At 71.6% G+C, this 22,983-nt stretch carries 19 protein-coding genes and 1 pseudogene; 6 read left to right on the top strand and 14 right to left on the bottom strand.

What is annotated here, in order from left to right:
• Nucleotides 1-89 precede the first annotated feature (89 nt).
• Nucleotides 90-4,490 (bottom strand): cation-transporting P-type ATPase, encoded by a 4,401-nt coding sequence (locus C3488_RS24915; protein WP_103842981.1) that lies wholly within the window; start codon nucleotides 4,488-4,490, stop codon nucleotides 90-92.
• Nucleotides 4,491-4,676: 186 nt separating this feature from the next.
• Between C3488_RS24915 and C3488_RS24910 the strand changes: the two genes are divergently transcribed.
• Nucleotides 4,677-5,060: a hypothetical protein gene (locus C3488_RS24910; RefSeq protein ID WP_103842979.1), complete on the top strand. Its 384-nt coding sequence runs from the start codon at nucleotides 4,677-4,679 to the stop codon at nucleotides 5,058-5,060.
• A 93-nt stretch (nucleotides 5,061-5,153) separates the two neighbouring features.
• Here C3488_RS24910 and C3488_RS40725 read toward each other — a convergent pair whose 3' ends face one another.
• The gene (locus C3488_RS40725; protein WP_181139183.1) at nucleotides 5,154-5,291 is read right to left on the bottom strand and encodes a hypothetical protein; all 138 of its coding nucleotides are present in this window, start codon (nucleotides 5,289-5,291) and stop codon (nucleotides 5,154-5,156) included.
• A gap of 540 nt (nucleotides 5,292-5,831) precedes the next feature.
• On the opposite strand from C3488_RS40725, the gene C3488_RS24905 reads away from it, so the two are divergent.
• Nucleotides 5,832-6,311: an SRPBCC family protein gene (locus C3488_RS24905; RefSeq protein WP_103843016.1), complete on the top strand. Its 480-nt coding sequence runs from the start codon at nucleotides 5,832-5,834 to the stop codon at nucleotides 6,309-6,311.
• A gap of 62 nt (nucleotides 6,312-6,373) precedes the next feature.
• On the opposite strand, the gene C3488_RS24900 is transcribed toward C3488_RS24905, so the two are convergent.
• The 7 genes from C3488_RS24900 to C3488_RS24870 form a co-directional block, all read right to left on the bottom strand.
• Entirely contained in the window at nucleotides 6,374-7,570 is a 1,197-nt protein-coding gene (locus C3488_RS24900) for a hypothetical protein (RefSeq protein WP_258053632.1), read from the bottom strand.
• 164 nt (nucleotides 7,571-7,734) lie between these two features.
• The gene (locus tag C3488_RS24895; RefSeq protein ID WP_103842977.1) at nucleotides 7,735-8,820 is read right to left on the bottom strand and encodes a YihY/virulence factor BrkB family protein; all 1,086 of its coding nucleotides are present in this window, start codon (nucleotides 8,818-8,820) and stop codon (nucleotides 7,735-7,737) included.
• Nucleotides 8,821-8,889: 69 nt separating this feature from the next.
• A complete protein-coding gene (locus tag C3488_RS24890; RefSeq protein ID WP_103842975.1) occupies nucleotides 8,890-10,131 on the bottom strand; it encodes a cytochrome P450 in 1,242 nt (413 codons plus the stop codon).
• Nucleotides 10,132-10,188: 57 nt separating this feature from the next.
• The gene (locus tag C3488_RS24885) at nucleotides 10,189-11,583 is read right to left on the bottom strand and encodes an NAD(P)/FAD-dependent oxidoreductase (RefSeq protein WP_103842973.1); all 1,395 of its coding nucleotides are present in this window, start codon (nucleotides 11,581-11,583) and stop codon (nucleotides 10,189-10,191) included.
• Nucleotides 11,573-11,818, bottom strand: coding sequence for a ferredoxin (locus C3488_RS24880; protein ID WP_103842971.1), 246 nt, complete (start codon nucleotides 11,816-11,818; stop codon nucleotides 11,573-11,575). The genes C3488_RS24885 and C3488_RS24880 overlap by 11 nt, the downstream gene beginning before the upstream one ends.
• Nucleotides 11,819-11,973: 155 nt before the next feature.
• Nucleotides 11,974-12,651: a hypothetical protein gene (locus C3488_RS24875; protein ID WP_103842969.1), complete on the bottom strand. Its 678-nt coding sequence runs from the start codon at nucleotides 12,649-12,651 to the stop codon at nucleotides 11,974-11,976.
• A 453-nt stretch (nucleotides 12,652-13,104) separates the two neighbouring features.
• Complete coding sequence (locus tag C3488_RS24870; RefSeq protein WP_103842967.1) at nucleotides 13,105-13,806, bottom strand: hypothetical protein; 702 nt, start codon at nucleotides 13,804-13,806, stop codon at nucleotides 13,105-13,107.
• A gap of 328 nt (nucleotides 13,807-14,134) precedes the next feature.
• Here C3488_RS24870 and C3488_RS24865 point away from each other — a divergent pair, with 328 nt between their 5' ends.
• Entirely contained in the window at nucleotides 14,135-14,806 is a 672-nt protein-coding gene (locus C3488_RS24865; RefSeq protein ID WP_181139182.1) for a hypothetical protein, read from the top strand.
• A 92-nt stretch (nucleotides 14,807-14,898) separates the two neighbouring features.
• Here the strand turns inward: C3488_RS24865 and C3488_RS24860 are convergent, their stop codons facing one another.
• The gene (locus tag C3488_RS24860; RefSeq protein ID WP_103842965.1) at nucleotides 14,899-15,387 is read right to left on the bottom strand and encodes a universal stress protein; all 489 of its coding nucleotides are present in this window, start codon (nucleotides 15,385-15,387) and stop codon (nucleotides 14,899-14,901) included.
• Nucleotides 15,388-15,737: 350 nt separating this feature from the next.
• Here C3488_RS24860 and C3488_RS41780 point away from each other — a divergent pair.
• Nucleotides 15,738-16,454: pseudogene (locus C3488_RS41780) on the top strand (hypothetical protein); the annotation flags it as partial.
• Between the two features lie 150 nt (nucleotides 16,455-16,604).
• On the opposite strand, the gene C3488_RS24850 reads toward C3488_RS41780, so the two are convergent.
• Together C3488_RS24850 and C3488_RS24845 are read right to left on the bottom strand one after the other, a co-directional pair.
• Nucleotides 16,605-17,615: an ABC transporter permease gene (locus tag C3488_RS24850; protein ID WP_103842963.1), complete on the bottom strand. Its 1,011-nt coding sequence runs from the start codon at nucleotides 17,613-17,615 to the stop codon at nucleotides 16,605-16,607.
• A 51-nt stretch (nucleotides 17,616-17,666) separates the two neighbouring features.
• On the bottom strand, nucleotides 17,667-18,701 hold the full coding sequence (locus C3488_RS24845; RefSeq protein ID WP_103842961.1) for a substrate-binding domain-containing protein: 1,035 nt from the start codon (nucleotides 18,699-18,701) through the stop codon (nucleotides 17,667-17,669).
• A gap of 213 nt (nucleotides 18,702-18,914) precedes the next feature.
• On the opposite strand from C3488_RS24845, the gene C3488_RS24840 reads away from it, so the two are divergent.
• On the top strand, nucleotides 18,915-19,676 hold the full coding sequence (locus C3488_RS24840) for an ATP-binding cassette domain-containing protein (RefSeq protein WP_103842959.1): 762 nt from the start codon (nucleotides 18,915-18,917) through the stop codon (nucleotides 19,674-19,676).
• 24 nt (nucleotides 19,677-19,700) lie between these two features.
• On the opposite strand, the gene C3488_RS24835 is transcribed toward C3488_RS24840, so the two are convergent.
• Nucleotides 19,701-20,891, bottom strand: coding sequence for a PP2C family protein-serine/threonine phosphatase (locus C3488_RS24835; RefSeq protein ID WP_258053630.1), 1,191 nt, complete (start codon nucleotides 20,889-20,891; stop codon nucleotides 19,701-19,703).
• A 364-nt stretch (nucleotides 20,892-21,255) separates the two neighbouring features.
• Between C3488_RS24835 and pip the strand changes: the two genes are divergently transcribed.
• Entirely contained in the window at nucleotides 21,256-22,218 is a 963-nt protein-coding gene (gene pip / locus C3488_RS24830) for a prolyl aminopeptidase (protein WP_103842957.1), read from the top strand.
• 167 nt (nucleotides 22,219-22,385) lie between these two features.
• Here the strand turns inward: pip and C3488_RS24825 are convergent.
• The coding region (locus C3488_RS24825) for a polysaccharide deacetylase family protein (protein WP_103842955.1) at nucleotides 22,386-22,983 on the bottom strand (598 nt) is incomplete at its 5' end.

Below are 22,983 nucleotides of genomic sequence, written 5' to 3'. Positions count from 1 at the left end.
CGCGAAATGTCCAAGACGTCGGTGTGATTTTCATCTTGACGTTCAAGAAAAGGTTTTGACGCTCCGGAAGGTGTTCCGTCGGCTACCGTCTACGCCCCGGCGACGGCCGGCAGCGGCCGCGGAAGCGCGGCCCGGATGCGGCCGACCAGCGGCGGCAGGAACAGCGAACTCACCGTCGCCGCCGCCGCGGTGGACAGCGCGATGCCCCAGGCGAACGGGCCGAGCGGCGTGCAGCCGAAGAACTGGCTGAGCACCGGCGTCTGCACCACGGCCGCGAGCGCCGCCAGCGAACCGAGGGAGGAGCCGACGATCGCCCCGCTGCGGCCACCGGCCAGCAGCGTCTGCCCGAGCTGTGTGCCCACCAGCGCGACGAGGGCGACCGTACGGGCGCGCACGGCGCGGCCGGTGAACCGGGCGACGATCCAGGCGGCGGTCGCGCCGAGAGCGGTGGCGACGGCCCGGCACACGGTCTCCTCGGTCAGGGCCGTGCCCAGGGAGACCTCCGGTCCCTCGTGCAGCATCCGCTCGGCGGCCTCGGGGCGCGGCGGGCGCAGGGCGACCGCCATGGCCGGAGCCAGGTCCGTGAACAGGTTCACCAGCAGGAGTTGACGGGCTGTCAGCGGCGAGGTCCCGGTGGCGGCCGCGCCGAGGAGGGTGAAGGCGATCTCGCCCAGGTTGCCGCCGACCAGGATCGCCAGCGCCTGCCGCACGGACGCCCACATGGCGCGGCCCTCCACCAGAGCGGCGAGCACCGTCTCGAGCCGGTCGTCCGTGACCACCAGGTCGGCCGCCGCACGCGCCGCCGGCGTGGCGCGCGTCCCGAACGCGATGCCGACGTCCGCGAGCCGGATCGCGGGCGCGTCGTTGGCGCCGTCCCCGGTCATCGCGACGGTGCGTCCCAGCCGCTGGAACGCCTGCACCACACGCACCTTGTGCACGGGAGTACCTCGCGCGACGACCCCGACATCGGGCAGCAGGGCATCCAGCGCCCGGTCGTCCAGGTCGTCGAGTTCGGTGCCGGTCACCACCCGCCTGCCGTCCAGGACGCCCAGTTCGGAGGCCATCGCCCCGGCAGTGCCCGGGTGGTCCCCGGTGATCATCACGATGTGCACCCCGGACTCCACCAGGTGGCGCACCGCCTCCGCGGCGGTGCCGCGCACGCGGTCGGCGAAGGCCAGGAACCCGACGAAGTCCAGCCCACGCACCGTCTCGTCCCTCAGCTCCTCGCCGGCCGCCTCCCGCAGCTCCGCGACGGCGAGGATGCGATGGCCCTCGGCCGCCAGCTTCTCGCCGGCGGAGAGCACGTCCGCGCGCTCCCGCTCGTCCAGCGGCCGGCCGCCCCGGGTGGCGCAGCGCTCGACGACCTCCTCCGGCGCCCCCTTCACCGACAGGATCCGGCGTTCCCCGATCCGGCCCATCGTGGCGTGGAAGCCGCGGCTCGGCTCGAACGGCAGGCCGGAGACACGCCGCCAGCCGGGCACGTCCGTCGTCCGTCGCACGCCCGCCTCGTGCGCGCCGGCGGTGACGGCCCCGTCGGTCGCGTGCTCGAACCCGGCGCCGCCGTGCGGGTGAGGGGTGGCCCGCAACGCGGCGGCGAGGACGGCACGTTGCTCGTCGCCGAGGGATTCCAGGGATCGGCTCTCGCCGTCCGCCGAGACGGCGACGAGGGAGATCCGACCGTGAGTGAGGGTTCCGGTCTTGTCGAAGCACAGGACGTCGGTACGGCCGGCCGCCTCGATCGTACGGGGATCCCTGACCAGGGCGCCCCGTGCGGAAAGCCTGCGGGCGGAGGCGAGTTGGGCCGCCGACACCAGGAACGGCAGTCCCTCCGGGACACTGGCCACGGCCAGTCCCACCCCCGCGCCCACCGTCTCCCGCGTCGAGCGTCCGCGCAGCGTTCCGGCCACCATCACCGCGGCGGCCGAGCCGAGGGCCACGGGCAGTGTGCCGCGGGTGATCCGTGCCAGCCTGCGCTCCACCCCGACGGCCGGCATGGCCGCGCCCCGGCCCAACACCGCGGCCCGGCTGGCCTCCGTCTCCGTACCGGTCGCGACGACGACCGCGCGGCAGCGGCCGGCCGCGACGGTGGTGCCCTCGTACACCATGGACGTGCGCTCCGCGACGTCCGAGGCCAGCACGGGCGCGACGGCCTTGGCCACCGGCAGCGACTCGCCGGTGAGTGCCGACTCGTCGGTCTCCAGGTGGTGCGCCTCCAGCAGGCGCGCGTCCGCGGGTACGACATCGCCGGCGCTCAGCACCACGACATCGCCCACGACCAGCTTGTGGGCGGGCACGGTGGTCTCCCGCTCGTCCCGCAGCACCCGGGCCATCACGCCCGACTCGCGGCGCAGCCGGGCCACCGCCCGGTCGGTCCGGTAGCGCTGGAACCCGCCGACGAGCCCGGACACGGCGGTGACCGCCACGATGACGACGGCGTCGAGGACGGCGCCCACCGACGCCGACATGGCCGCCCCGGCGCCGAGGACGGGCGTGAGCGGGTTGGCCATCTCGGTGAGGTACGCCCGCACGGGCGACGACGTGGGGGCCCGCTCGCCGGGTGCGGTGCCCCGCGCCTGCGCCTCCTCGTCCGTCAGCCCGGCCTCGGCGCTCCCGGTCCGCTCGAGGACGGTGCCCGGGTCCATCGCGTGCCAGGGGCGACGGGACGCGGCGGTCACCGGGGAAGGACGCCGCAGCACTCGTACGGCCGACCAGACTCCGGTGCAGGTGGCGAGGGCGCCCGCCGCGTTGAACGCCGTCACGCCGCGCGCCGCGGGCCGCCCCGACCGCCCGGCCAGCGCCGCCGTCGCACCGACGGCGGCGGCCGCCTCCGCGATCCGGACTCCGCGCCGCGCACTGTCGCGGGCACCGCGGCAGGCCCGCACGATGACGACGGCCGCCGCCGCGGCGTCCACGTACAGATGCGCGCCCCAGGGCGGCGACCCCTCCGGGCCGACGACACCGACCCCTACGTCGGCCGCGCTCAGGGCCGCCCGGTCCCGGGAGATCAGCAGCACCCCTTCTCCATCACGCTGGAGGTCCCGTACGCAGTCCACCAGTCGTTCGTCCGCCGCGCGCACCGCGTGGGCCTCGCGCACGGCCGGGTCGGCGGTGTGCGCCCCGGCGACCACGACGCGCAGCCCGGCGGCGTGCGCCGCGGGGACGAAGGCCCCGGCGGCGTCGTGCATCTGCGGCACCGCACTGATCACGGCGAGCAGCCGCCGCCCGTGTGCGAGCCCCAGCACGAGCCGTGCCCCGTCGCGGTGCATCCGCTCCCGCTCGCGCGCTCCGGTGCGCCCCTGCACGGACAGGTGCTCGACCGGGCCCAGGGCCCATTCGCCGTCACGGGCGGGCTTGCCGGGCGCGGAGCCGTCGAAGAGCCGGTGTGCCCGCGCGGCGAGGTCGCCCACGGGCGCGTCGTCGTCGAGGGGCACCAGATCGGCCAGTACATGGGATCCGGTGGCCAGAACGCCGGTGTCCAGGAGCACGGTGCCGATCCGGTCCAGCCTGCGCAGCGCGCCGGAGTCCGCCACGAGAACGCCCCTGCGGGCCAGGCCCCGGCCGAGGGCACAGGCGAAGCCTTCGCGGGCCAGCAACGGTGCCTTGGGGATCGCCGCGAGCGCACCGCCGGCGGCCCTGGCCGGGCGCCGGGTGACCAGCAGCGAACCGGCGAACGACGCCGCCGCGACCAGGACGGCCTGGTCGGCGTAGCGCTCGACCGCCCCCGGCCGAAGCGGTGTCTCACGGGGCGGTGGGGCGGGCACGGGGCCATGGGATCCGGTCGTGGGACTGCCGGCCAGGCGCGGCTCGGCCGCGGCCCAGGCGGCGGCTTCCGCGTTCGCCTCCAGCACCCGCAGGGTGTGCCGGACGGTGTCCACGACGACCCCGACCACACCTCCCGAGCCCGCATGGCCCACCGCCCCCAGCAGGGGCAGCAGCACATTGGCGTTGTCGGTGCCGATCGCCCGGTCCACCACCGCCCGCAGCCTCGGGTGCACGTCGACGAGGGGGATGAGAGCCGTGACCGACGACGGGAGCGGCGCCCGGCGGGCCAGGCCCGTCACGGCGGCCAGGGGGGCGGCCGCCACCTGCACGGCCACGGCCAGGGACGCTCGCCGGGTCGTACGGCCGGAGGCCGGATGGTCGGGCAGGGGGTGCTCGAGCCCGTGGGCCTCCTCCAGCTCCTCGACCACGTCGATCAGGGCCGGCACCAGTTCCTCGGGGTCGAAGGAGTCGTCCGTGCCGACCACGGCGTGCCCGAGCACGGTGTTCGCCACGGCCCAGGTCACGCCCGGCACCCCGGTGAGCCGCCGCTCCACCTCCTCGGCCAGCCTCGCAGCCGAGGCATGGGGCAGCTCGCCGTGGCTCAGGCCGCGCACGGCGATGTGGAGGCGCCCTTCGAACCGGCGTACTCGTGTGCGTGTGCCGTCCCACAGCGAGGCGGTGGCGGAGGACACGACGGACCGCAGCAGTCGCCCTCCCGGCAGTGCCACAGCGCATCACCCGCTCCCTGCGGCCCGACACCCGCTCCGGATAACGCGAGTAGCCGCAAACCGCCGACTTCAACCTGAATGCTGACAAACCTCCTATTCCCACCGGATCGCAGAGCGCACGCCGAGCGGGGCGCGCGAGAATTGAAGTGGCACACCACACCGACTCCGTGAGAGGAGGGCAGGGGGATGGCCAGAACAGCGGCGACGGCACCGCAGGAAGAGACCCGGAGGCAGCCGGCGGAAACCCATGCGCACGAGGGGGGTGGCCTGCACCTCCACACGCGTACGGTGCACCCCTCGCTGAGGATTCCGTACATCACGAGGGACGACCTGACCAGCACCGCCAGGGAGGCGACGGCGCGGATGCCCGGCGCGCCGTCCGGCAAGGACCTGGTGTTCTACGGGGGGCTGACCGCGATGGCGGTCGCGGGGGCTCTGGACTGGCCGGTGGCGCTGGCCGTCGGCGGAGCCACCTGGCTGCTGCGCGGCGGCAGGACGCACGACCGTGGTGCCGAAACGGCGGCCGGGCACAACGGTGGGAGCCGTGCCTCGGCGAGGAGGACGGCCTGAGGCGACCCGGCGACGGCGCCCGGCGGCGGCACCGCTGCCGGGCGCCTGCGTGTGGCTGCGTGTGCCGCGGCGGGCCGTGGCGGTCGTTGCGTGTCAGGCGGCGGTCGGTGCGGTGGCCGTGCGCTGGTGCCGCGCGTACGCGGCCCACAGCTGCCACACAAGGCGCAGGATGAGCGCCTCGGCCAGCGCGGCGCCGATCTTCGTCGCGACGGCTACAAGAATCTGGCCCATGTCGGTCGACTTTCTGTGCTCGGATGCGGGTGTCCGATATCCGACAATGCAGGTCTTCCCGTGGCGACGGGTGCCATGGAGGAGCACTTGTGATGTCGCTTGGGTGAACAAACGGAAAACCCCCGGGTGGGGCCGCGGACACCGCGTCCGCACCTGGTCCCGGTCAGCGCGTCGGCAGCACGCGGGGGTGTTCGACCCCGTCCATCCCGGTGCCGGACCGGGCGAGCAGGTATGCCTTGGCGAAGTCGGTCGCGGCCGTGGACCGGTCGGTGAGCCGGCGCCGCCCGTCAGCCGGGGCCGGCGAGCGACAGGGTGAGGGTGGGGGTGATCACCAGTGCCCGGCCCGGGCGGGGAGCCCATGCCTTCCCACCCCGCCTCGCCGCCGGTGAAGCGGCCCTCGCGTGCCGCTCACCTCGCCCCGCGCACCGATGTCGTCCCGCAGCTGTAAACGGACGGACCTTGGGTACCCGCCGCAATGTGCCGAGATCCATGCGGCGGGCCGACACCCCGCTGCGGTCGATCAGTGAGAAGGAGGCGCAGATGAGCACGGTCAAGGAAACGGTGGAAGTCGACGTTCCGGTTCGCACGGCCTACAACCAGTGGACGCAGTTCGAGGAGTTCCCGAACTTCATGGAGGGCGTCGAGGAGGTCACGCAGCTCGACGACCGCCACAACCACTGGACCACCAAGATCGGCGGAGTGCGGCGGGAGTTCGACACCGAGATCGTCGACCAGCTCCCCGACGAGCGGATCACCTGGCGTACCACCAGCGGCGACACCCGGCAGAAGGGTTCGGTCCGCTTCCAGCGCCTGGACGACTCCCACACCCGCGTGGAGCTCGTGATGGACGTGGAACCCGGCGGAGCCGCGGAGAAGACCGCGGACATGCTGGGAGTGATCGACCGGCGCGTCAAGGGAGACATGCGCCGCTTCAAGGAGTTCATCGAGCAGCGTGGCGGCGAGTCCGGCGCCTGGCGCGGGCGCATCCAGCCCGGCGACGTCGGTGGCCCGTCCAGCTGACACCGTCCCACCGCAGAGCGCCCCGACCGCCTCCCGGGCGGCCGGGGCGCTTTGTTTGCAGGTCAGCCGAGTGTCGCCTCCGGCTCGCCGCGGGTCACCTCCGGGCTCCGCCGCGCCGGTGGCATGGTCGGCGGTCGCGGCCGGCTCCGGCCGCGGGAGCGCCGGTCGCCGCGATCGCGTACCGGCCAGAACAGGACATACGCCGTGGAGACGGCCACGAAGCCCAGACGGATCAGTCCGCGGGCCGAGTCGTCGGGTACGACGAACACACTGCCGTACAGCGTGAGCAGCGCGATCCAACTCCACCAGGGCACGAGGCGCCGCTGGCCGATCACGTCCCACAGCAGCGTGCCCAGCAGGACGGACGCGGTGTAGTACGTGTAGACGCTGGGGTCCAGCACGATCCGCGCGTTGGCGCCGAGCAGGACCACCGCGGCCCAGCGGCCGCGCCAGACGGCGACGCAGCCGAGCGTCAGACCCAGCACGGCCTGCGCGGGGCGGTCCCAGGGTGGTGTCTGGGGATCGCCGACGCCGAGCCAGCGCAGCGCGGACGCAGGCTGGTTGGGGATGGTGAAGTGCGCCGCCGCCATCGTGTGCGGGGAGCCGATGAAGAACGGCAGCCAGACGACCGCGACCAGGCCCGCGCACCACAGCCCGGCCCGCAGCCACTGGTGTCTCGGCAGCGCGAGCAGCAGCGGCAGGAAGGCCAGCGCCGTCGGTTTGGAGTCCATGGCCAGGGCCATGAAGACGCCGGCCCCCACCGCGTTGCCGAGGGTGACCGAGCGTACGGCCAGGGCGGTGAAGAACAGCGCGAGGACGTCGTCGAGGTGCCCGAAGCGGACCGACACCTCGATCCACATGGGTATGAAGGCCAGGCCCGCGATCAGCACGCGCTGCCGCAGCCGCTGGTGGTTGGTCCCGGTGCCCAGGAAGTACCAGGCGGCGCTGCGTCCGGCGAGTACCAGGATCACCAGACCGAGCAGGGACATCAGGGCCGCGGCCAGGAACTGTCCGAGGTCGTCGGGGAAGGGGTTGAACAGACCCGCCACCAGGAAGCTGAGCGGCCCCATCTGGAGCTCGGGGTGGTGCGCGTACAGGTTGAGACCGCCGTCGTCGCGGCCCGCGCCCTGATACAGCAGTTTCCCGCCCTGCTGCAGATAGTGCCAGGAGAACCCGCCGTGCCGCTCCACCACGGCGAACCAGACGATTGTCCAGGCGGCGAGCAGCACCAGGTGCACCCGCTGACTGATGACCGGCACGGGCCTTCCTTTCGGCTCCTGTCCCCTGCGACCGACCGGGAACGCCAGGGTCCCCCAGGGAAGATGATCGAACCGGTCCGGGGGTTCGCTCCCTTCCGACATCCGTTCCCGGACATCCAGAACGACGGTCGGGCAACGGGGCCTTGCCGGGGGCGAGCCTTTCGTCAGTCCACGCGGCGCCGGTCCTCCTCGTCCCACGCGCGGGTGTCACGTGGTTCGGTGTACGGCTCCTGGTCGGGGGGAAGACCGCCGGCGATCGCCCGCTGCCGCGCCGTCTCCGCGTCGAACTCCAGGCCCAGCAGGATCGCCAGATTGCCCATCCACAGCCACACCAGGAAGACGATGACGCCCGCCATGGTGCCGTAGGTCTTGTTGTACGAGGAGAACGCGGCGACGTAGACCGCGAACCCACCGGACGCGCCCACCCAGAGCACGAGCGCCAGCACGCTGCCCGGTGTGATCCACCTGAAGCCGTGGACCTTGGCGTTCGGCGTGGCCCAGTACAGGATCGCCAGCATGATCGTCACCAGGGCGACGAGCACGGGCCACTTGGCGATCGACCACACCACGAGCGCCGTGTGCCCGATCCCCAGTGCCGTGCCCACCTGGTGCGCCAGCCCGCCGGTGAACACCACGATCAGCGCGCTCGACAGGGCCAGCACCATGATCAGGACGGTGACGGCCAGCCGCAGCGGCAGGACCTTCCACAGGGGCCGGCCCTCGGGGATGTCGTAGACGGCGTTCGCGGTGCGGATGAACGCGCCGATGTAACCCGACGCCGACCACAGCGCCAGCGCCAGGCCCACGAACGCCATCACCGACCCGGCGCCGCTGTGTCCCTGCAACTGCGCCACGGCCCGGGTGACGATGTCGCGGGCCGCACCCGGGGCGAACTGTTTGAGGTTGGCCAGCACCTCGTCGGTCGCCGACCGCCCGGCGATGTCCAGCAGGGACACCAGCACGAGCAGGGCCGGGAAGAGGGACAGCACCCCGTAGTAGGTCAGGGCCGCGGCCCGGTCGGTCAGTTCGTCGTTCCCGAACTCGCGCAGCGTCCCCCTGAACACAGCCCACCACGAGCGCCGGGGCAGCTCGGTCGGCGCGTCCGGGGCCCTGCGCTCCACCTCCGGGTCCGGCCCGGGCGGCGCGGTGGCGGAATCCGCGGCGGGCTCGGTGCGGCGGCCCGCCGCACCCCGCCCGTGGCCGTGACGCGCCCGGTGATCCTTGTCTTCCCGTTTCAGCAGCCGTGTCATGGGTCGGCGGGTAACCCGACCGCGTAGGACCACTCCACCGGCGCGGCCGGTGGCGACTGCCGGACGCCCCTAGGGACGCAGACCGTCGAAGCCGACGGCCAGATGGCGCGGCCCGCGCAGCACCGCGTTCTGCCGGTAGGGCGGCGGGTCCTCGAGGAGACGGGGATCGTCGAGCCTGCGGGCCAGTTCGGACAGCGCGATCTGTGCCTCCAGCCGGGCCAGCGGAGCGCCGAAGCAGGAGTGGATGCCGCTGCCGAAACCGAGGTGCTGGATGTCGCCCCGGTACGGATCGAACCGGTCGGGGTCCTCGAACCGCTCCGGATCCCGGTTGCCCGCGGCCAGGACGAGCCAGATCCTCGAACCCTTCGGAATCGTGACCCCGCGCACCTCGATGTCCGCGATACAGGTCCGCTGCGGCACCAGCTGCACCGGAGGTTCGTAACGCAGCAGTTCCTCCACGATGCTGACGGCCAGGCCGGGGTCGTCGCGCAGTTTGCGCAGGTACTCCGGGTACCGCAGCAGAGTGAGCATGCCGTTGGTGATCAGGTTGACCGTCGTCTCGTGGCCCGCGATCAGCAGCAGCACCGAGGTGCTGAGCACCTCCATCGTCGTCATCGGGCCGTCCGGGCCGTGGCTCGTCACCAGCTCGGACAGCATGTCGTTCCCGGGTTCCCTCCTGCGTTGCTCGACCAGCTCCGCCAGATACAGGCCCAGTTGCACGCGCGCCTCGCGCGTGGACTGCAGGCGTTCCGCCTCGTTCTCACCCGTCTGCGTCTGCGGATCCAGACTGGCGACGATCGGTTCGACCCAGGCACGAAAGCGCGGTTCGTCCTCGCGCGGTACCCCGAGCAGCCTGCAGATGACGGTCACCGGGAAGGGGTACGCGAACTGGTCCACCACATCGATCTGCCGCGCGTCCCCGATGCCGTCGATCAACCCGGCGACGATCCCGGCCAGTTCACCGCGCATCGCGTCGATCCGGCGCGGGCAGTGCGGCGGCCCGAAGGACCGGTTGGCGATCCGCCGCAGCCGGTCGTGCTCCGGGGGGTCGAGCCGGATGAAGCTCGGCGGCAGGCCCGTCTCCTCCGCTCCGACGCCTTCGTCGGCTCCCGCCGCGGCGAGGTTGCCGGCGTCGGAGCTGATCCGCGGATCATGCAGCAGGCCCAGGATGTCCCAGTACGAGCCCACGAGGTAGGGACCGTCGTCCTCCTCGTGCAGCACCGGAGTCCTCCGGAGCTCCTCGTACAGCGGATAGGGGTTCGCGCGGTTGGCGTAATCGGTGATCCGGTGCAGGAGCGAGGCGTGCGTCATGAGGGGTCCTAGGGCGTGGAGTCCGTCAGGGCGGGGAGGCGCGGGGACCGGAGACGGTCAGTGGCGGGCCGGGGTGAACACCAGACGGCGGTCGCTCGGCGAGTAACCGCTGAGCGTCACGGTCGGGCCGTGTGTCGGCAGGGAAGGGTCCGGGAAGTCGGCGGGCACCGGCTGGCGGCCCTCGGGACGGCGGTCGACCGTCGGGAACTCCAGGGGGAACGGCGTGGCCGTCTCGATCAGCCGCTCGTAGAACTGGAGCCAGCGGGTGTTGTCGAAGCTCACCGCGGCGATGACCCGGCCCTGGTAGCCGTACGCCGCGACGAACCGGCGCTCGGCCAGGGACCCTTGAGTGATCATGATCTGTTCGCCCATGGACGGGACACCGACCGACTTGATGTTCACACCGAACTGCGACGACCAGAAGGCCGGCACCCACAGGTGCGGACGCCGGTCCGCACCGCTGCTGATCATGTTGTGGGCGGCCACCTCGGCCTGTGCGACGGCGTTGCCCCAGTGCTCCAGCGACAGGAACTGATAGCCGAACAGCGGATGCGGAGAGCGGGCCACATCGCCGGCGACATAGACGTCGTCGGTCACGATGCCCCTGAAGTCGAAGGCCCGGCAGCCCGCGTCGCAGGCGATGCCCCGGGGCCCCGCACCGAGCCCGGAGCCCTCCAGCCATTCGGTGTTGCGGGTCGCGCCGAGGCAGACGACCACGACGTCCGTCTCGACGACGCTGCCGTCGGACAGATGGGCGGCCCGCACCCGGCCCATCGAGTCGCCCTCAAGCGCGGTGACCATGACGCCGGTCCGCAGGTCCACACCGTTCTCCCGCTGCAGCTCCGCGGCCACCGCGCCGATCACCCCGCCGAGGGCACCCACCAGCGGTGCGCCCCCGCGCTCCGCGAGGGTCACCGGGACGCCCTGCTCCCGGCAGGCGGAGGCGATCTCCGAACCGGTGAATCCGGCACCGATGACGAACACCCGGCGCGGGGAGGCCTGCAGCCTCCGTAGGAGCGCGGCCGCGTCGTCGCGCGTGCGCAGCACGAAGACGCCGTCCAGTTGGGCCTCCGACTCCTTCGGCCAGGGCCGGGCACGCACACCGGTGGCGATCAGCAGCCGGTCGTACTCCACCTCGTCCCCGTCGGCCAGCCGTACCCGTTTGGCCGTCATGTCGAGGCCGGTCGCCGCGACACCCAGGCGCCACTTGGCGTCGATCTCGAGGCGCCGGGGCAGGTCGGTGCGGTGCGGTGACGCCTTGCCGAGCAGCACCGCCTTCGACAGCGGTGGCCGGTCGTAGGGCTCGTACGGCTCGTCACCGATCATGGTGAGCGAACCGGCGAAGCCCTCGGCGCGCAGGGTCTCGGCAGCCCGCAGCCCCGCCAGCGAGGCGCCCACGATGACGATGCGGCCCTCGCGTCTGAGCCATTGAAGGAAGTCCTCAGCGGGCATGGGGCGGCTCCTGCCCGGCTACGGCGGGCTCCGTGCCCACGTCGTCCAGCCCGTCGGCCAGGATGGCCTGCACCGGGCAGGCCGCCACGGCGCGGGCAAGTCTCTCCCGCTGCCCCTCATCGGCGTGGGGGTCGTAGACCAGCGACTCCTCGCCGTGCAGCGCGAAGACATCGGGTGCGAGGAACGCGCACTGCGCGTATCCCTGACACCTGTTGAGATCGACGACAAGCCTCATGAGCCCTCCGCCCCTTCGGCGGCCAGGTCCGCGGGACGCCGCTGTTGCGCGGCGCAACCGTCGGACGGCGGTCAGCTCCCCCACACCAGCATCGCCGGGCCGGACGGTGACGCGCCCGTCGAGGCGCGCCGAAGGAGTGACCGTCCGGGTGCCCGCTACGACGCCGCGGCGGTGCCCGGGCGGGGGCTTCGGCCCGCAGCGAAGACGAAGGCGCCGACGAGCAGCGACCACGCCGGGAACACCAGCTCCGACCAGGGCACACCCGCCGAGACGAACAGCAGTGTCAGGAAGGTGAGGAAACCCAGCAGACTGAGCCACCGCGGCAGCAGTCTCAGGCGATGGCAGATGACCGATGTGGAGCAGGTGAAGACCGCCGCCATCCGCGTCGCGTACTCGGTCAGCAGCGTGTACGCGAGGTGGCGGCCGAAATTCCAGGCGGGCAGGCCGGGAGTGCCGCCGGGAGCGTCCGTGGTGGCCAGCACACCCGCGGCCGCGGCGGCCACCCCGAACAGCGTCGCCACGAAGACCAGCCCGCTGCCGAGGAACACGGTGGCGAGGAACTGGTCCTCGGCCTCACCCATACGGGCCCGCAGCGCCCCCATGAACCACAGGAAGCAGATACCGGCCAAGGGCACCAGCGCGAGCGCGGCCTTCACCGCGCTGCGCCGCGTGGGGTCCGTGAGCCCCTGCAGAGTGTCCGACTCCGCGCCCTGGGGGATCGACAGCCGGATCAGCACCATGGCCGCCGCGAGCAGCAGCGCGAACACGACTCCGGCCAGCCCGGCGGCCCGCGGGGTCTGCAACGCCTGCTGCCCTGCCCGGATCTCGGTCATACGCGGCTCACTCCCTCTGGTGCCTTCTGGCACCAGCAAGCCGCCGTGCGGGAAGGCCCGCCACCGGGACGCGTCCGAACGGCAGATCGTCCTCGGCGAGGCTCACCTCCTGATCCCGCACGTGACGGCGTGACGCACGGCGTCGACCACCTCGCCGACCGGCCTGCCGCCACCGCTTCTTGGCGCAGTGACGGAGCTCGGACTCGGTCAACTCCTCGACCGTGAGGACGAGTAGGGTTCGCTCACAAGCGCCGGCACCTCCCGCTCCGGTGCCCACCACGGCCTTCCCGGCTGCCCGCGCCGGCCGGTGCGCGAACCCGAGTCGGTCCGCCAACTCCCGGGCGACAGTTGACTTCCCGCCGTTCGACGCCCGCTGTCAGCGTCACGCGCATCATGCCCATACCGGCGACCCCAGTGATCGCCGGAAGGTGACACGGGCCTTGCCGGGCGGTCCTACTGGTTCTGCTCCGGGCCGTCCTCGGCTTCGTTCGCCGTGGTCGTGTCGGCGGCGTCCGGTGCGGTGTAGAAGACAGCGGTTCCCTGCTTGGTGCGCTGGGCCTGATTCTTGGCCACCAGCCCTTCGAGCGTGGACCGCACGACGGTGGTCTTGATGCCACGCTCGGGATGGGCCTCACCGAGCGCGCCGGCGACCTCCGCGGCGGAACGCGGCTCACTCTGCTCGCTGAGGTGGGCGCGCACGAGTTCGACCAGTGTGGGCTGACCCGTCTTCGCTGCCTCCGTCTTCCCTAGCTCCGTCTTGCTGGTCTCCGCCTTCGTGGCTTCCGTCTCCTTGCCCGCGGCCTTCTTGCCGACGGCCTTCCGGCCCGTCGTGCGTGTCCGCCCGGCGGCGGCCTTCTTCTTCGCCTGCGGCTGCTTGCCCGTGCCGGTTCCGGCCGTGGACTTCTTCCGCGGAGCGGGCACCGTGGCGCTCTCGGGCGCGGCGACGGGCTCCACGGGTGCGGTCGGGATACCGAGTGCGTTCTGCATGGTCACGAGCACCGCGTGGTCGTGCTGCAGTGTCGCCAACTGCTCCTGCAAAGCCGTGATTTCGGCGCTGATGCGCTCCTGCTCCTTCACATTGCGCTCGAGATCGCCGGCCACTTGGGCGGCGTACTGCGACGTCAGTTCGGAAGTCGCGGTCGTGGTCTCGGACATGGCGTGACCCACCTTTCCTCGCCTACGGCGATGTTGCTGCACGGTGTCCCCCCGGTGCACAGATGGTACGAGCGCGGGGAGCCACTTGTTCCTCGGTTGGTCTGTCAGTCATCAGCGGCGGGCGGTGCTGACGCCTCATCAGCGGCCGAATCCGGTGCTCAAGCCCGCGCCCAAGGTCTGCTGCCCCCAAGGGCAGATGATGAACCGTTACTCCGACAGGGTTGTTCGTCATATGGTCGGTATGTCGAATCGATCCGACTTCGCGGCGATATGTAACTTCAGTCTCGCATCGGTTCACAGCCGACGTGTCTGAGACAGGAGAAGTGACATGGCAACGCGTTCCACTGCAGTGACCGCCGCGATCGCGGCTGGTGCGGCCCTGGTGGCCACCGGTATCACCTACGCCTCGGCCGCCTCCGAGCCGGCCCGCTCGGCCGCTGTCGTCCAGCAGGCCGCCGCCCCGGCCGCCGCCCTCGAAGGCAACGGGAACAACAACAACGGAAACAACAACAACGACAACAACAACAACGGCAAGGGCAACGAGGGCAACGAGCACCACGAGCACCACTACCGGCACCACCGCCACCACCTCGGCAAGATCCACATCAACGAGCGGGACTACCCGGCTGTGGTGGACGGCTGCGTCACCATCGTCAGCGGCCTCGGTTCCAACAGCCTGAACATCGTCAACGACAGCCACAAGACCGTCGAGGTCTTCAGCGGGGTCACCTGTGACAACGGCGCTCCCATCGCCATCGTCGGCCCGTGGAGCCAGAGCGATGGCGTGCGTCCCCGTCACGTCCACGGCGGCGTGAAGGTCAAGCACGGCGTGGTGGGCAGCTTCCGAGTGATCTGCGACCGCCGCGGCGGCGGCGGCTACGGCTACGGTGACGGTGACGGCGACGGTTACGACCGCTGCGACTACGGCAACGACTACGGCCACGACAACGACCACGACCACGGCGGCAAGGACCACGACAACGGCCGCGACTGGGACTGACCGAGTCACCGCCTGTCATGGAGAACGAGAACCCCGGCCCGCCGGAATCGGGCCGGGGTTCCGGTCTGTCCGGGTCTCGGTGACACGGTCGGTCAGCGATGAGGCGGCGGAGGCGACGGCAACTCCGTCGACGGGACCTCCTCCGGCCACACCAGTAGAACAGGACAGGGGGCGTGGTCGACGACGAAGCGAGTGGCAGGGCCGAGGCTGTGCGGGCCGAGCCGGGAACGGTCGCCGTCCCGTGCGCAGATCAGCAGATCCGCGCCGGTGGCCTCCTCGACGACCTCCCGCTCCGTACGGCCATGGGTGAGGACCTGACGGGCCGGGCGCCCCAGACGCCGCGCCGCGGCATCCAGCAGGCGCCGCGCGGCCGACTCCGACAGCCCCTCGATCCGGTGCCCGGGATCCCGCTCGGGACGACCACGGCCGAGGAGCCCGGCGAACGCGCCGTGCGCCGTCTCGGCGACCGTGTCGTCGCGCACGTACAGCAGCACGATCTCCTCACCGGGGGCGGCGCGGCCGAGCGCGGCGTCCACGCAGGCGGGCCAGGTCCCTTCGGTGATCCAGACGACGGCGCTCATGGGCGGCTCCGGTGTGGCGTGGTGGGTCGGGTGCCGATGGTGTGCAGAATCCCCACAACGCCGAGGGGTGGCAAGAAGCCCGGCCGTGACGGCCGCAGACCCCAACCGCCCACCGCGACACGGGGTCCGCAACCCGGCATTACCGGGACGGGGGGCTAGATTTCAGACCCGTACAATTGTGCGTTCTGGGGGCGTTGGGGGGGAAGTCCTTGCGTCAAGGGGTGGAAGGGCCTCACAACCGTGCCGATGACCACGGCACACGGGGCAGCGGACCACGCGGCGGTACGGCGCCGTCCGTCACGGGCGACGGCGGCCGGGAGAGAGTGGCCGCCGCACTGCGCCGCGCCCTGCTGTTCATCGTGCGCACGGTGCGGGGTGAGTGGCACGGTATCGTCGTCGACCCGGTACGGCAACTGCTGCGGCGCGGGCTGTCCGGGCTCGTGCTGGCCTTCGTCGCGGCCTTCGGTGTGATCTTCTTCCACGCGGTCGCACAGCATCCGACCGGCGCTGTGGCGGTACGGCTCCTGGGTGGTGTCTACGCCGACCTGCCGTTGTGGCTGGCTCTGTTACGCACCCCTGTTTCGCTGTACGTCCCGGCCCTGGACCTGCCGGTCTGGGCCGGCATCACCCAGTTGTTCCTCGCCTTCGCCCTGGCGGAACTGGCGTTGGGCCGCGCCCGCACACTGGTCGTCGCGTATGCGACCACACTCGCCGGCACCCTGACCGTACGGGTGATGATCGCGCTCGGGCCGGGCTGGTGGGGACTTGGACTGCCGCCCGAGATCGGGCGGGTGCTCGACACGGGACCGTCCGCCGCGGTCGTGGGACTGTTCACCTACCTCGCCGTCGTCCGGCGCGCCCCCGTCGTGTTCACCCTCACCGGCGGGTCGATGGTGTGGGAGTCCATCGCCATACCGAACCTGGCCGGCCGGGAGCACCTGATCGCGGTGGCCGCGGCGATCGTCCTGGGACTGCTCCACGGACAAGGCCGCCGCCTGCGCCGAGGGGTGCGGACGGTACTGCGGATCGGGAGCGGGCCCGCCCAGGCGCCGGCGCGGAGCGACGGCGAACGTACCGGCACGGCGGCGCTCACCTGGTGTGACGAGCCGTCAGCTGCAGTGCTGCCCCAGCAGCGGACACTCACCCGCCCGTCGGACTCGAGGACACACCGACGGGAGCACGCTGACGTCAGTCAATCGGCCGTGACGCGCCCCGCATCACCGCGGGCCGCTCCTGCGCAGGATCTGGTCCACACCGACCGCCACGACCACGAGGGTTCCGGTCGCCACATCCTGGTAGAGGCTGTCGATACCCGCCTGGGTGAGCCCGGAACGCAGCACATTGACGATGAGCGCCCCGATGAGCGTGCCGATCACGCTTCCGCGGCCGCCGAAGAGGCTGGTGCCGCCGAGGACGACCGCGGTGATGCTCTCCAGGTTCGCCGTCTGGTACGAGTTCGGGTCGGCGTTCGGGATACGGCCGAGGGACTGCCAGGCGGCGACGCCGTACAGCAACCCGGCTGTGACGTAGACCGAGAGAAGCGTGCGCCGTACGTCGATGCCGGTCAGGCGGGCGGACTCCGGTGCGTTGCCGACGGCGTAGATGTGCCGGCCCCACGCGGTCTGGGTGAGGACGTACCAGAAGAACCCGTACAGGCCGACGAGCAGAAAGGTCCCCCAGGTGAGGAACACACCGCCGATGCCGAGACCGTTGCCCCAGAAGACGAGCAGGCCGGAGGTCACCGGATAGCTGCGGGACTGCGAGTACAGTCTGGCGGCGGCGTAGACGACGGTCAGCGCCCCCAGGGTCACGATGAAGGGCGGCAGGCGCAGCCGGGACACGAGCAGTCCGTTCACCAGCCCGACGAAGGTCGCCGCGGTCAGGCCGAGCACCAGCGCCGTCACGGGATTGCCGCCGTCGAAGGCCAGTTTGGCCATGACGATCGTGCCGAGCACCGCGATCGCGCCGTTCGCGAGGTCGATGCCCGCGGTGAGGATGATCAGTGACTGGCCCAGCGCCAGTGTGCCGACCACGATGGACTGCTGCAGCACCAGCGACAGGTTCTGCGGTGTCAGGAACGTCTCCGTGGTGACCGCGAACGCCACCACGGCGACGACCAGAGCGGCCAGCGGGCCGACGGCCGGCGTGCGGAAGGCGTACCGCAGCATGTCCCGCGGCCGGGGGCGCGCATCACCGCCGGCGGCGGGGGTGGTGACGGGTGACCTCATGTGCTGTTCCGATCCCTTCGACCCGCTCGGTGACCAGGTGACTGGAGTACGTCATCCCCAGCAGTGCTTGAGCCCCCACGCCGTGCTCTGCGACGGCACACCGCGCACCTGCCTGTCCGTGATGAGCACCGTGCCCGTGTCCGTGAAGCCGGACGGCCGCTTCCCGCTCCTGGCAAAAGCGATCACGGCGTCCACGCCGTCGGTCGCCATCCTGACCGGGAACTGCATGACGGTCGCCGCGAGGGTGCCCGCCTTGACGTCACGGACCCCGTCACATGAGCCGTCGATGGAGCCGATGGTCACCTGGCGGGTCAGTCCCCGGTCCATGAGGGCCTCGTACGCGCCGGCCGCCACCGGTTCGTTGATGGTGTAGATGGTGTTGACGTCACTCGTGCGCAGCAGGAGGTTCTCCGTCGCGGCCTGCGCCGTGTTCCGGTCGCCGTTGGCGTTCGCCTGGCCGACGATCGCCGGTGAGCCGTCCTTGAGTCCGAAGCCGTCGAGGAAGCCGTCGTGGCGGTCCTGGCTGACCTCCGAGCCAGGCGTGCCGTCCAGCATGAACACCTTGGGAGCCCGGCCGGCGAGCACTGCCCTGACATACGCCCCCTGCAGGCGACCGGCCTTGAAGTTGTCCGTCGCGTACGTGGCGTCGACCGCGTTCTCCGGCTGCGTCGCGGTGTCCAGCGCGATCACCAGGATGCCCTGCCGACGCGCCTCCCTGATCGCGCCCAGGATCCCCGTCGTGTTCGACGGTGTGATGAGAATGCCGTTCACACCGCGCGCGATGAGGCTCTCCATGGCGTTCACCTGGCCCTCGTTGTCCCCGTCGAACTTGCCGGCGAGAGCGATCAACCGGGCGTCGTTCCTGTGCGCCGCGGCCGTGGCGGCATGGCGCAGCGCCACGAAGAACGGATTGGCCTCGGTCTTGGTCACCAGGCCGATGGTGATCCGATGTGCCCCCTGGCCATCACTGCCGTTACCCCCGGCGCAGGCGGCGGCACCGCTGACGAGCGCCCCCACCAGGAGGAGTGTCACCCCTCGCCGACGGCGCCGCCGGGCGCGTTCGTGGCCCGCACGGTCGTGTGTCATGGGTCAGCCCTCCTCCGGCCGGGGCCGGCGTCACACGATCCTCCGTGCTCTCCATCATGAGCTGAGATTATTAGCAAATGTGGAGGTAAGGGGGATTGGATGGACTATTACCACTCCATGTCTGATTCATCCCGATGGGGCGTCGCTCGGATACCCTGGTGATCAGTCCGGCCGTACGGCGTCACCCCGCCGTACGCAGAAGGTGAGGTTCACGTGACTGAGCCGCCTCTGCTGGCGCTGCGCCGCATCTCCAAGCGGTTCGGCGCCGTCCAGGCACTCAAGGACGTCGAGCTGGAGGTCCACCGGGGGGAGGTCGTCGCCCTCCTGGGGGACAACGGCGCGGGCAAGTCCACTCTCGTCCGGATCATCGCGGGCGTCGTCCCCGCCGACCAGGGCGTCATCGAGTGGGAGGGCCAGGCCGTGCAGATCAGGACGCCCCGGGCCGCCCGGCACCTGGGCATCGCGACGGTGTACCAGAACCTGGCCCTGTGCGACGGCCTCGATGTCGCCGAGAACCTCTACCTCGGCCGCGAACAGAGGCACCCCGGCGCCCTGGGCCGTTTCCTGCGGCTGATGGACAAGGGTGGCATGCGCAGGGAGGCGCGCCGACAGCTGGACGCCATGGGCATACGAGTCCCCGACATGCGCGCCCCGATCGCCTCCCTGTCGGCAGGGCAGCGGCAGACCGTCGCGATCTCCCGGGCACTGCTGGGCGAACCGAAGGCCGTCCTCCTGGACGAGCCGACCGCGTCACTCGGCATCCAGCAGGCCGGCCACGTCCTCGACCTGGTCGACGAACTGCGCGAGCACGGGGTCGGTGTCATCCTCATCAGCCACAACATGGGAGACGTCAAGGCCGTCGCGGACCGTGCCGCGGTGCTGCGGCTCGGCTGCAACAACGGCTTCTTCCATGTGCCGACCACCCCCCAGGACCGGATCATGTCCTCGATCATCGGCGTCACCAGCAGCCCCTGACCGGCCACGGCGGCGCCCCGACGGTCACCGCCGGTGCGGTCCGGTCTCCCCGTGGAGGTCACCGGGAAGACGGTAGGCGGCGAGCGCGGCGGTGTCGTCGTCGAGGTTCGCGTCGCTGTAGGCCAGCAGATCCTGGTGCAGTCGGTCGAGAAGCTCACCGGGAGGGAGAGCGCCCCACGACCGGATCCGCTCGGCCAGCGGGTAGAACGCCCCCGTACGGTCGCGCGTCTCCGTGACGCCATCGGTGTACAGCAGCAACTGTTCGCCGGGACGGAAGGGGCTCACCTCGACGTGGTAGTCGTCCCCGACCAGAACACCGAGGTTGATGGGGGGTGAGGGATCGGCAGAATCCAGTTCGGTGACCCCGTTCGGGCCGATGAGCAGGGGAGGGGGGTGGCCGCAGTTGACGATGCGGACCACGGGCTCGTGATCGGGGACCTCGGCGAACACCGCGGTGACGAAGCGTTCCGCCACGTCGCTGCCCGCGAGCTCCGTGGCCCTGCGGGTCATGCTCCTCTCGACCCGGCGCGCCACCCCGGCCAGGTCGGGCTCGTCATGGGCGGCCTCACGGAAGGCGCCGAGCATCGTGGCGGCCGTCTCCACCGCCACCAGACCCTTGCCCCGGACGTCACCGATGAGGAGGCGCACCCCGTGCGCGGTGGGCACCGCCTCGTAAAGATCACCACCGATCCGTGCCTCCGCGGCGGCGGACAGGTACAGCGTCTCGATCGACACCTGCCCGAGGCGCCGCGGCACCGGGCGCAACAGCACACGCTGTGCGGTCTCGGCCACGGACCGTACGGTCGCCAGGGTGCGCTCCCGGCGCGTTCGGCTCGCGGCCATGATCGTGCCCAGGACGCCGACCAGCACGGTGGAGATGTACGAGGCCACGTAGTGGCGCTCCCACAGGTACCCCACGGCACGGCCCGCGCAGCACGGGGTGCCGGCCAGCAGAGCCTCGAACCCGACGGCGAACACCGTGATGGCGGCGACGGCGGCAGGACCGTGGGCGTACGCGGCGACCACGGGGAGGGCGATCAGCAGAAAGCTCACCGGCCACTGCACCGGAGTGACCGGCTCGAGCACAAGGACACCCGCGACGTAGATCGCCGGCAGCCAGCGCAGCCACACAGGCGGACGCGGCATCTGCAGGCCGGTGCTGCTGAGCCGCGGCGCCCGGCGGCTTTCGGCCTCCCGGCGCGCCAGGAGTCTCATGGCACGCTCCCACCGGCACGGAGCAGGGACGGCGGGCAACCCGCGCGAGGGGACCGGCACGCCAGGGCGCCTCCCGGGACCGGGCGGCAGCCCCGGCGGATCCCTTCACACGGCCTGTTCACGCGAACTCCTGGCAGAGCCTGATCAAGACCACGGATCGGGTGCGGCTCGACTGGCGATCCGACGACTGCTCGGGCAGGGGTATACCCGGATCTTCAGTGCAATCCTAGACGTTGTGATCCGCGCGAGGGATGCCGAGCCGCAGCGCACACAACGGCCGCCCGGCACAAACCGCCGGGCGCGGACCGCGCGGCCACGGTGAAAAGGGCGGCGACGGTGCGGTGGCAGGCCTTACGGTGCTGCGATGGGCCTGTATCCGGAGATCGAACCGTACGACCACGGCATGCTCGACGTGGGTGACGGCAACCACGTCTACTGGGAGGTCTGCGGGAACCCGCGCGGCAAGCCCGCGGTCATGCTGCACGGCGGTCCGGGTTCGGGATGCGGGGCGGGATACCGGCGGTACTGCGATCCGGCGGCGTACCGCATCGTGCTGCTCGACCAACGCGGCTGCGGCCGTTCCACCCCGCACTCGAGCGCGTACGACACCGACATGAGCGTCAACACGACGGCCCACCTCATCGCCGACCTGGAGCGGCTGCGGCGGCACCTGGGAATCGGACGATGGCTCGTGTGGGGTGTGTCGTGGGGCTCGGTGCTCGGGCTCCGCTACGCCCAGACGCACCCGCAGGCGGTGTCGGAACTGGTCCTGACCGCGGTCGCCACGGGCTCGAACCGGGAAGTGGCCCTGCTCACAAGGGGACTCGGGCAGTTCTTCCCGGACGCCTTCCAGCGCTTTTTGGCCGCGCTGCCCGAGGACGACCGGGAGGGAAACCTCGCGGCGGCCTGCAACCGGCTGATCGAGTCACCGGATCCCGAGGTACGGTCCCGCGCGGCGCGGGCATGGACCGACTGGGAGACGGCGACGATCCCGGCGCCGCCGCGATCCGTCGAGCGCTACGAGGACCCCGTGTTCCGCATGGGCTTCGCCCGGACGGTCACCCACTACTGGGGCAACGACCACTTCCTGGGCGACGGCAACGACGAGGGCGTCATACTCCGCGACGCCCACCTCCTGAGAGGCATTCCCGGCACTCTGGTCCAGGGCAGCCTGGACTTCGGCAATCTGCTCGGCACGGTATGGCGGCTCCACCGCGCCTGGCCGGACAGCGAGCTGCTCGTGGTGGACGACGTGGGACACACGACGGGGGCACCCGGCATGGCGGACGCACTGGTGGCGGCGACGGACGCCTACGCACGCCACTGAACGAGCCGCGCGCCGACGCCGGTCGCCGACCAGCTCGCTCCGCTGTCACGCCCTGCCGTGTGACGCCGGCCCGCGCGCCGGCGAAGGACGGCACCGTGGACGCATCGACGCCGAACCGACGAACTCGGCAGCCGCCGGCTCGGACTTCCCGTCCCCGTACGCGGTGTTCAGCGGACGGGGAAGCCGAAGGAGTACCCCTGCTGCTTGAGCCACGGCAGGATCTCACGCAGGGCGGCCACGGTCTGGGAACGGTCCCCGCCCGCGTCGTGGAAGAGGAGCGTCGGACCGTTGTGGATCTCGCTCTTGACGGTGGCCACGATGGCGGCGGTGCCGGGACGCTCGAAGTCCTTGGAATCGACGTTCCAGCCCAGTGGCCGCATCCCGTGGGATGCGGCGAGGTGGCGGCTGTAGGGCGTGAAGGCGCCGCCCGGGGCCCGGTAGTACTGCGGCCGAACGCCCCCGGACGCCTGGGTGATCGCGCGTTCGGCGTCCAGGATCTGCTGCGACTGGTAGGCCTCGGGCTTCTTGTCCATGGCGGTGTCGTGGGAGACCGTGTGGTCACACAACCGGTGCCCGGCCGCCACCACCGCCTTGACCAGGTCCGGATGCGCCTGGGCCTGCGTGCCCACCATGCAGAACGTGGCCTTCACGCCGTTGTCCCGCAGCACCTCGAGCACCTGCGGCGTCCACACGGGATCCGGCCCGTCGTCGATGGTGATGTTGACGCCGTGGGTGCCCCGGTCGGAGGCGTGGACGATGTCCGCG

The organism is Streptomyces sp. Ru72, from assembly GCF_002920635.1.
In the GTDB taxonomy this organism is placed as follows: Bacteria; Actinomycetota; Actinomycetes; order Streptomycetales; family Streptomycetaceae; genus Streptomyces.
The sequence above is the reverse complement of the archived record's forward strand: the minus strand, read 5'-3'. Positions and strand labels throughout refer to the sequence as shown.

What these genes read in the sequence shown, in the direction of transcription:
- C3488_RS24910 (WP_103842979.1), top strand. Translation starts at nt 4,677, where the DNA reads ATGGCCAGAACAGCGGCGACGGCACCGCAGGAAGAGACCCGGAGGCAG.
- C3488_RS40725 (WP_181139183.1), bottom strand. Translation starts at nt 5,291, where the DNA reads ATGGGCCAGATTCTTGTAGCCGTCGCGACGAAGATCGGCGCCGCGCTG.
- C3488_RS24905 (WP_103843016.1), top strand. Translation starts at nt 5,832, where the DNA reads ATGAGCACGGTCAAGGAAACGGTGGAAGTCGACGTTCCGGTTCGCACG.
- C3488_RS24895 (WP_103842977.1), bottom strand. Translation starts at nt 8,820, where the DNA reads ATGACACGGCTGCTGAAACGGGAAGACAAGGATCACCGGGCGCGTCAC.
- C3488_RS24890 (WP_103842975.1), bottom strand. Translation starts at nt 10,131, where the DNA reads ATGACGCACGCCTCGCTCCTGCACCGGATCACCGATTACGCCAACCGC.
- C3488_RS24885 (WP_103842973.1), bottom strand. Translation starts at nt 11,583, where the DNA reads ATGCCCGCTGAGGACTTCCTTCAATGGCTCAGACGCGAGGGCCGCATC.
- C3488_RS24880 (WP_103842971.1), bottom strand. Translation starts at nt 11,818, where the DNA reads ATGAGGCTTGTCGTCGATCTCAACAGGTGTCAGGGATACGCGCAGTGC.
- C3488_RS24875 (WP_103842969.1), bottom strand. Translation starts at nt 12,651, where the DNA reads ATGACCGAGATCCGGGCAGGGCAGCAGGCGTTGCAGACCCCGCGGGCC.
- C3488_RS24870 (WP_103842967.1), bottom strand. Translation starts at nt 13,806, where the DNA reads ATGTCCGAGACCACGACCGCGACTTCCGAACTGACGTCGCAGTACGCC.
- C3488_RS24865 (WP_181139182.1), top strand. Translation starts at nt 14,135, where the DNA reads ATGGCAACGCGTTCCACTGCAGTGACCGCCGCGATCGCGGCTGGTGCG.
- C3488_RS24860 (WP_103842965.1), bottom strand. Translation starts at nt 15,387, where the DNA reads ATGAGCGCCGTCGTCTGGATCACCGAAGGGACCTGGCCCGCCTGCGTG.
- C3488_RS24850 (WP_103842963.1), bottom strand. Translation starts at nt 17,615, where the DNA reads ATGAGGTCACCCGTCACCACCCCCGCCGCCGGCGGTGATGCGCGCCCC.
- C3488_RS24845 (WP_103842961.1), bottom strand. Translation starts at nt 18,701, where the DNA reads ATGACACACGACCGTGCGGGCCACGAACGCGCCCGGCGGCGCCGTCGG.
- C3488_RS24835 (WP_258053630.1), bottom strand. Translation starts at nt 20,891, where the DNA reads ATGAGACTCCTGGCGCGCCGGGAGGCCGAAAGCCGCCGGGCGCCGCGG.
- pip (WP_103842957.1), top strand. Translation starts at nt 21,256, where the DNA reads ATGGGCCTGTATCCGGAGATCGAACCGTACGACCACGGCATGCTCGAC.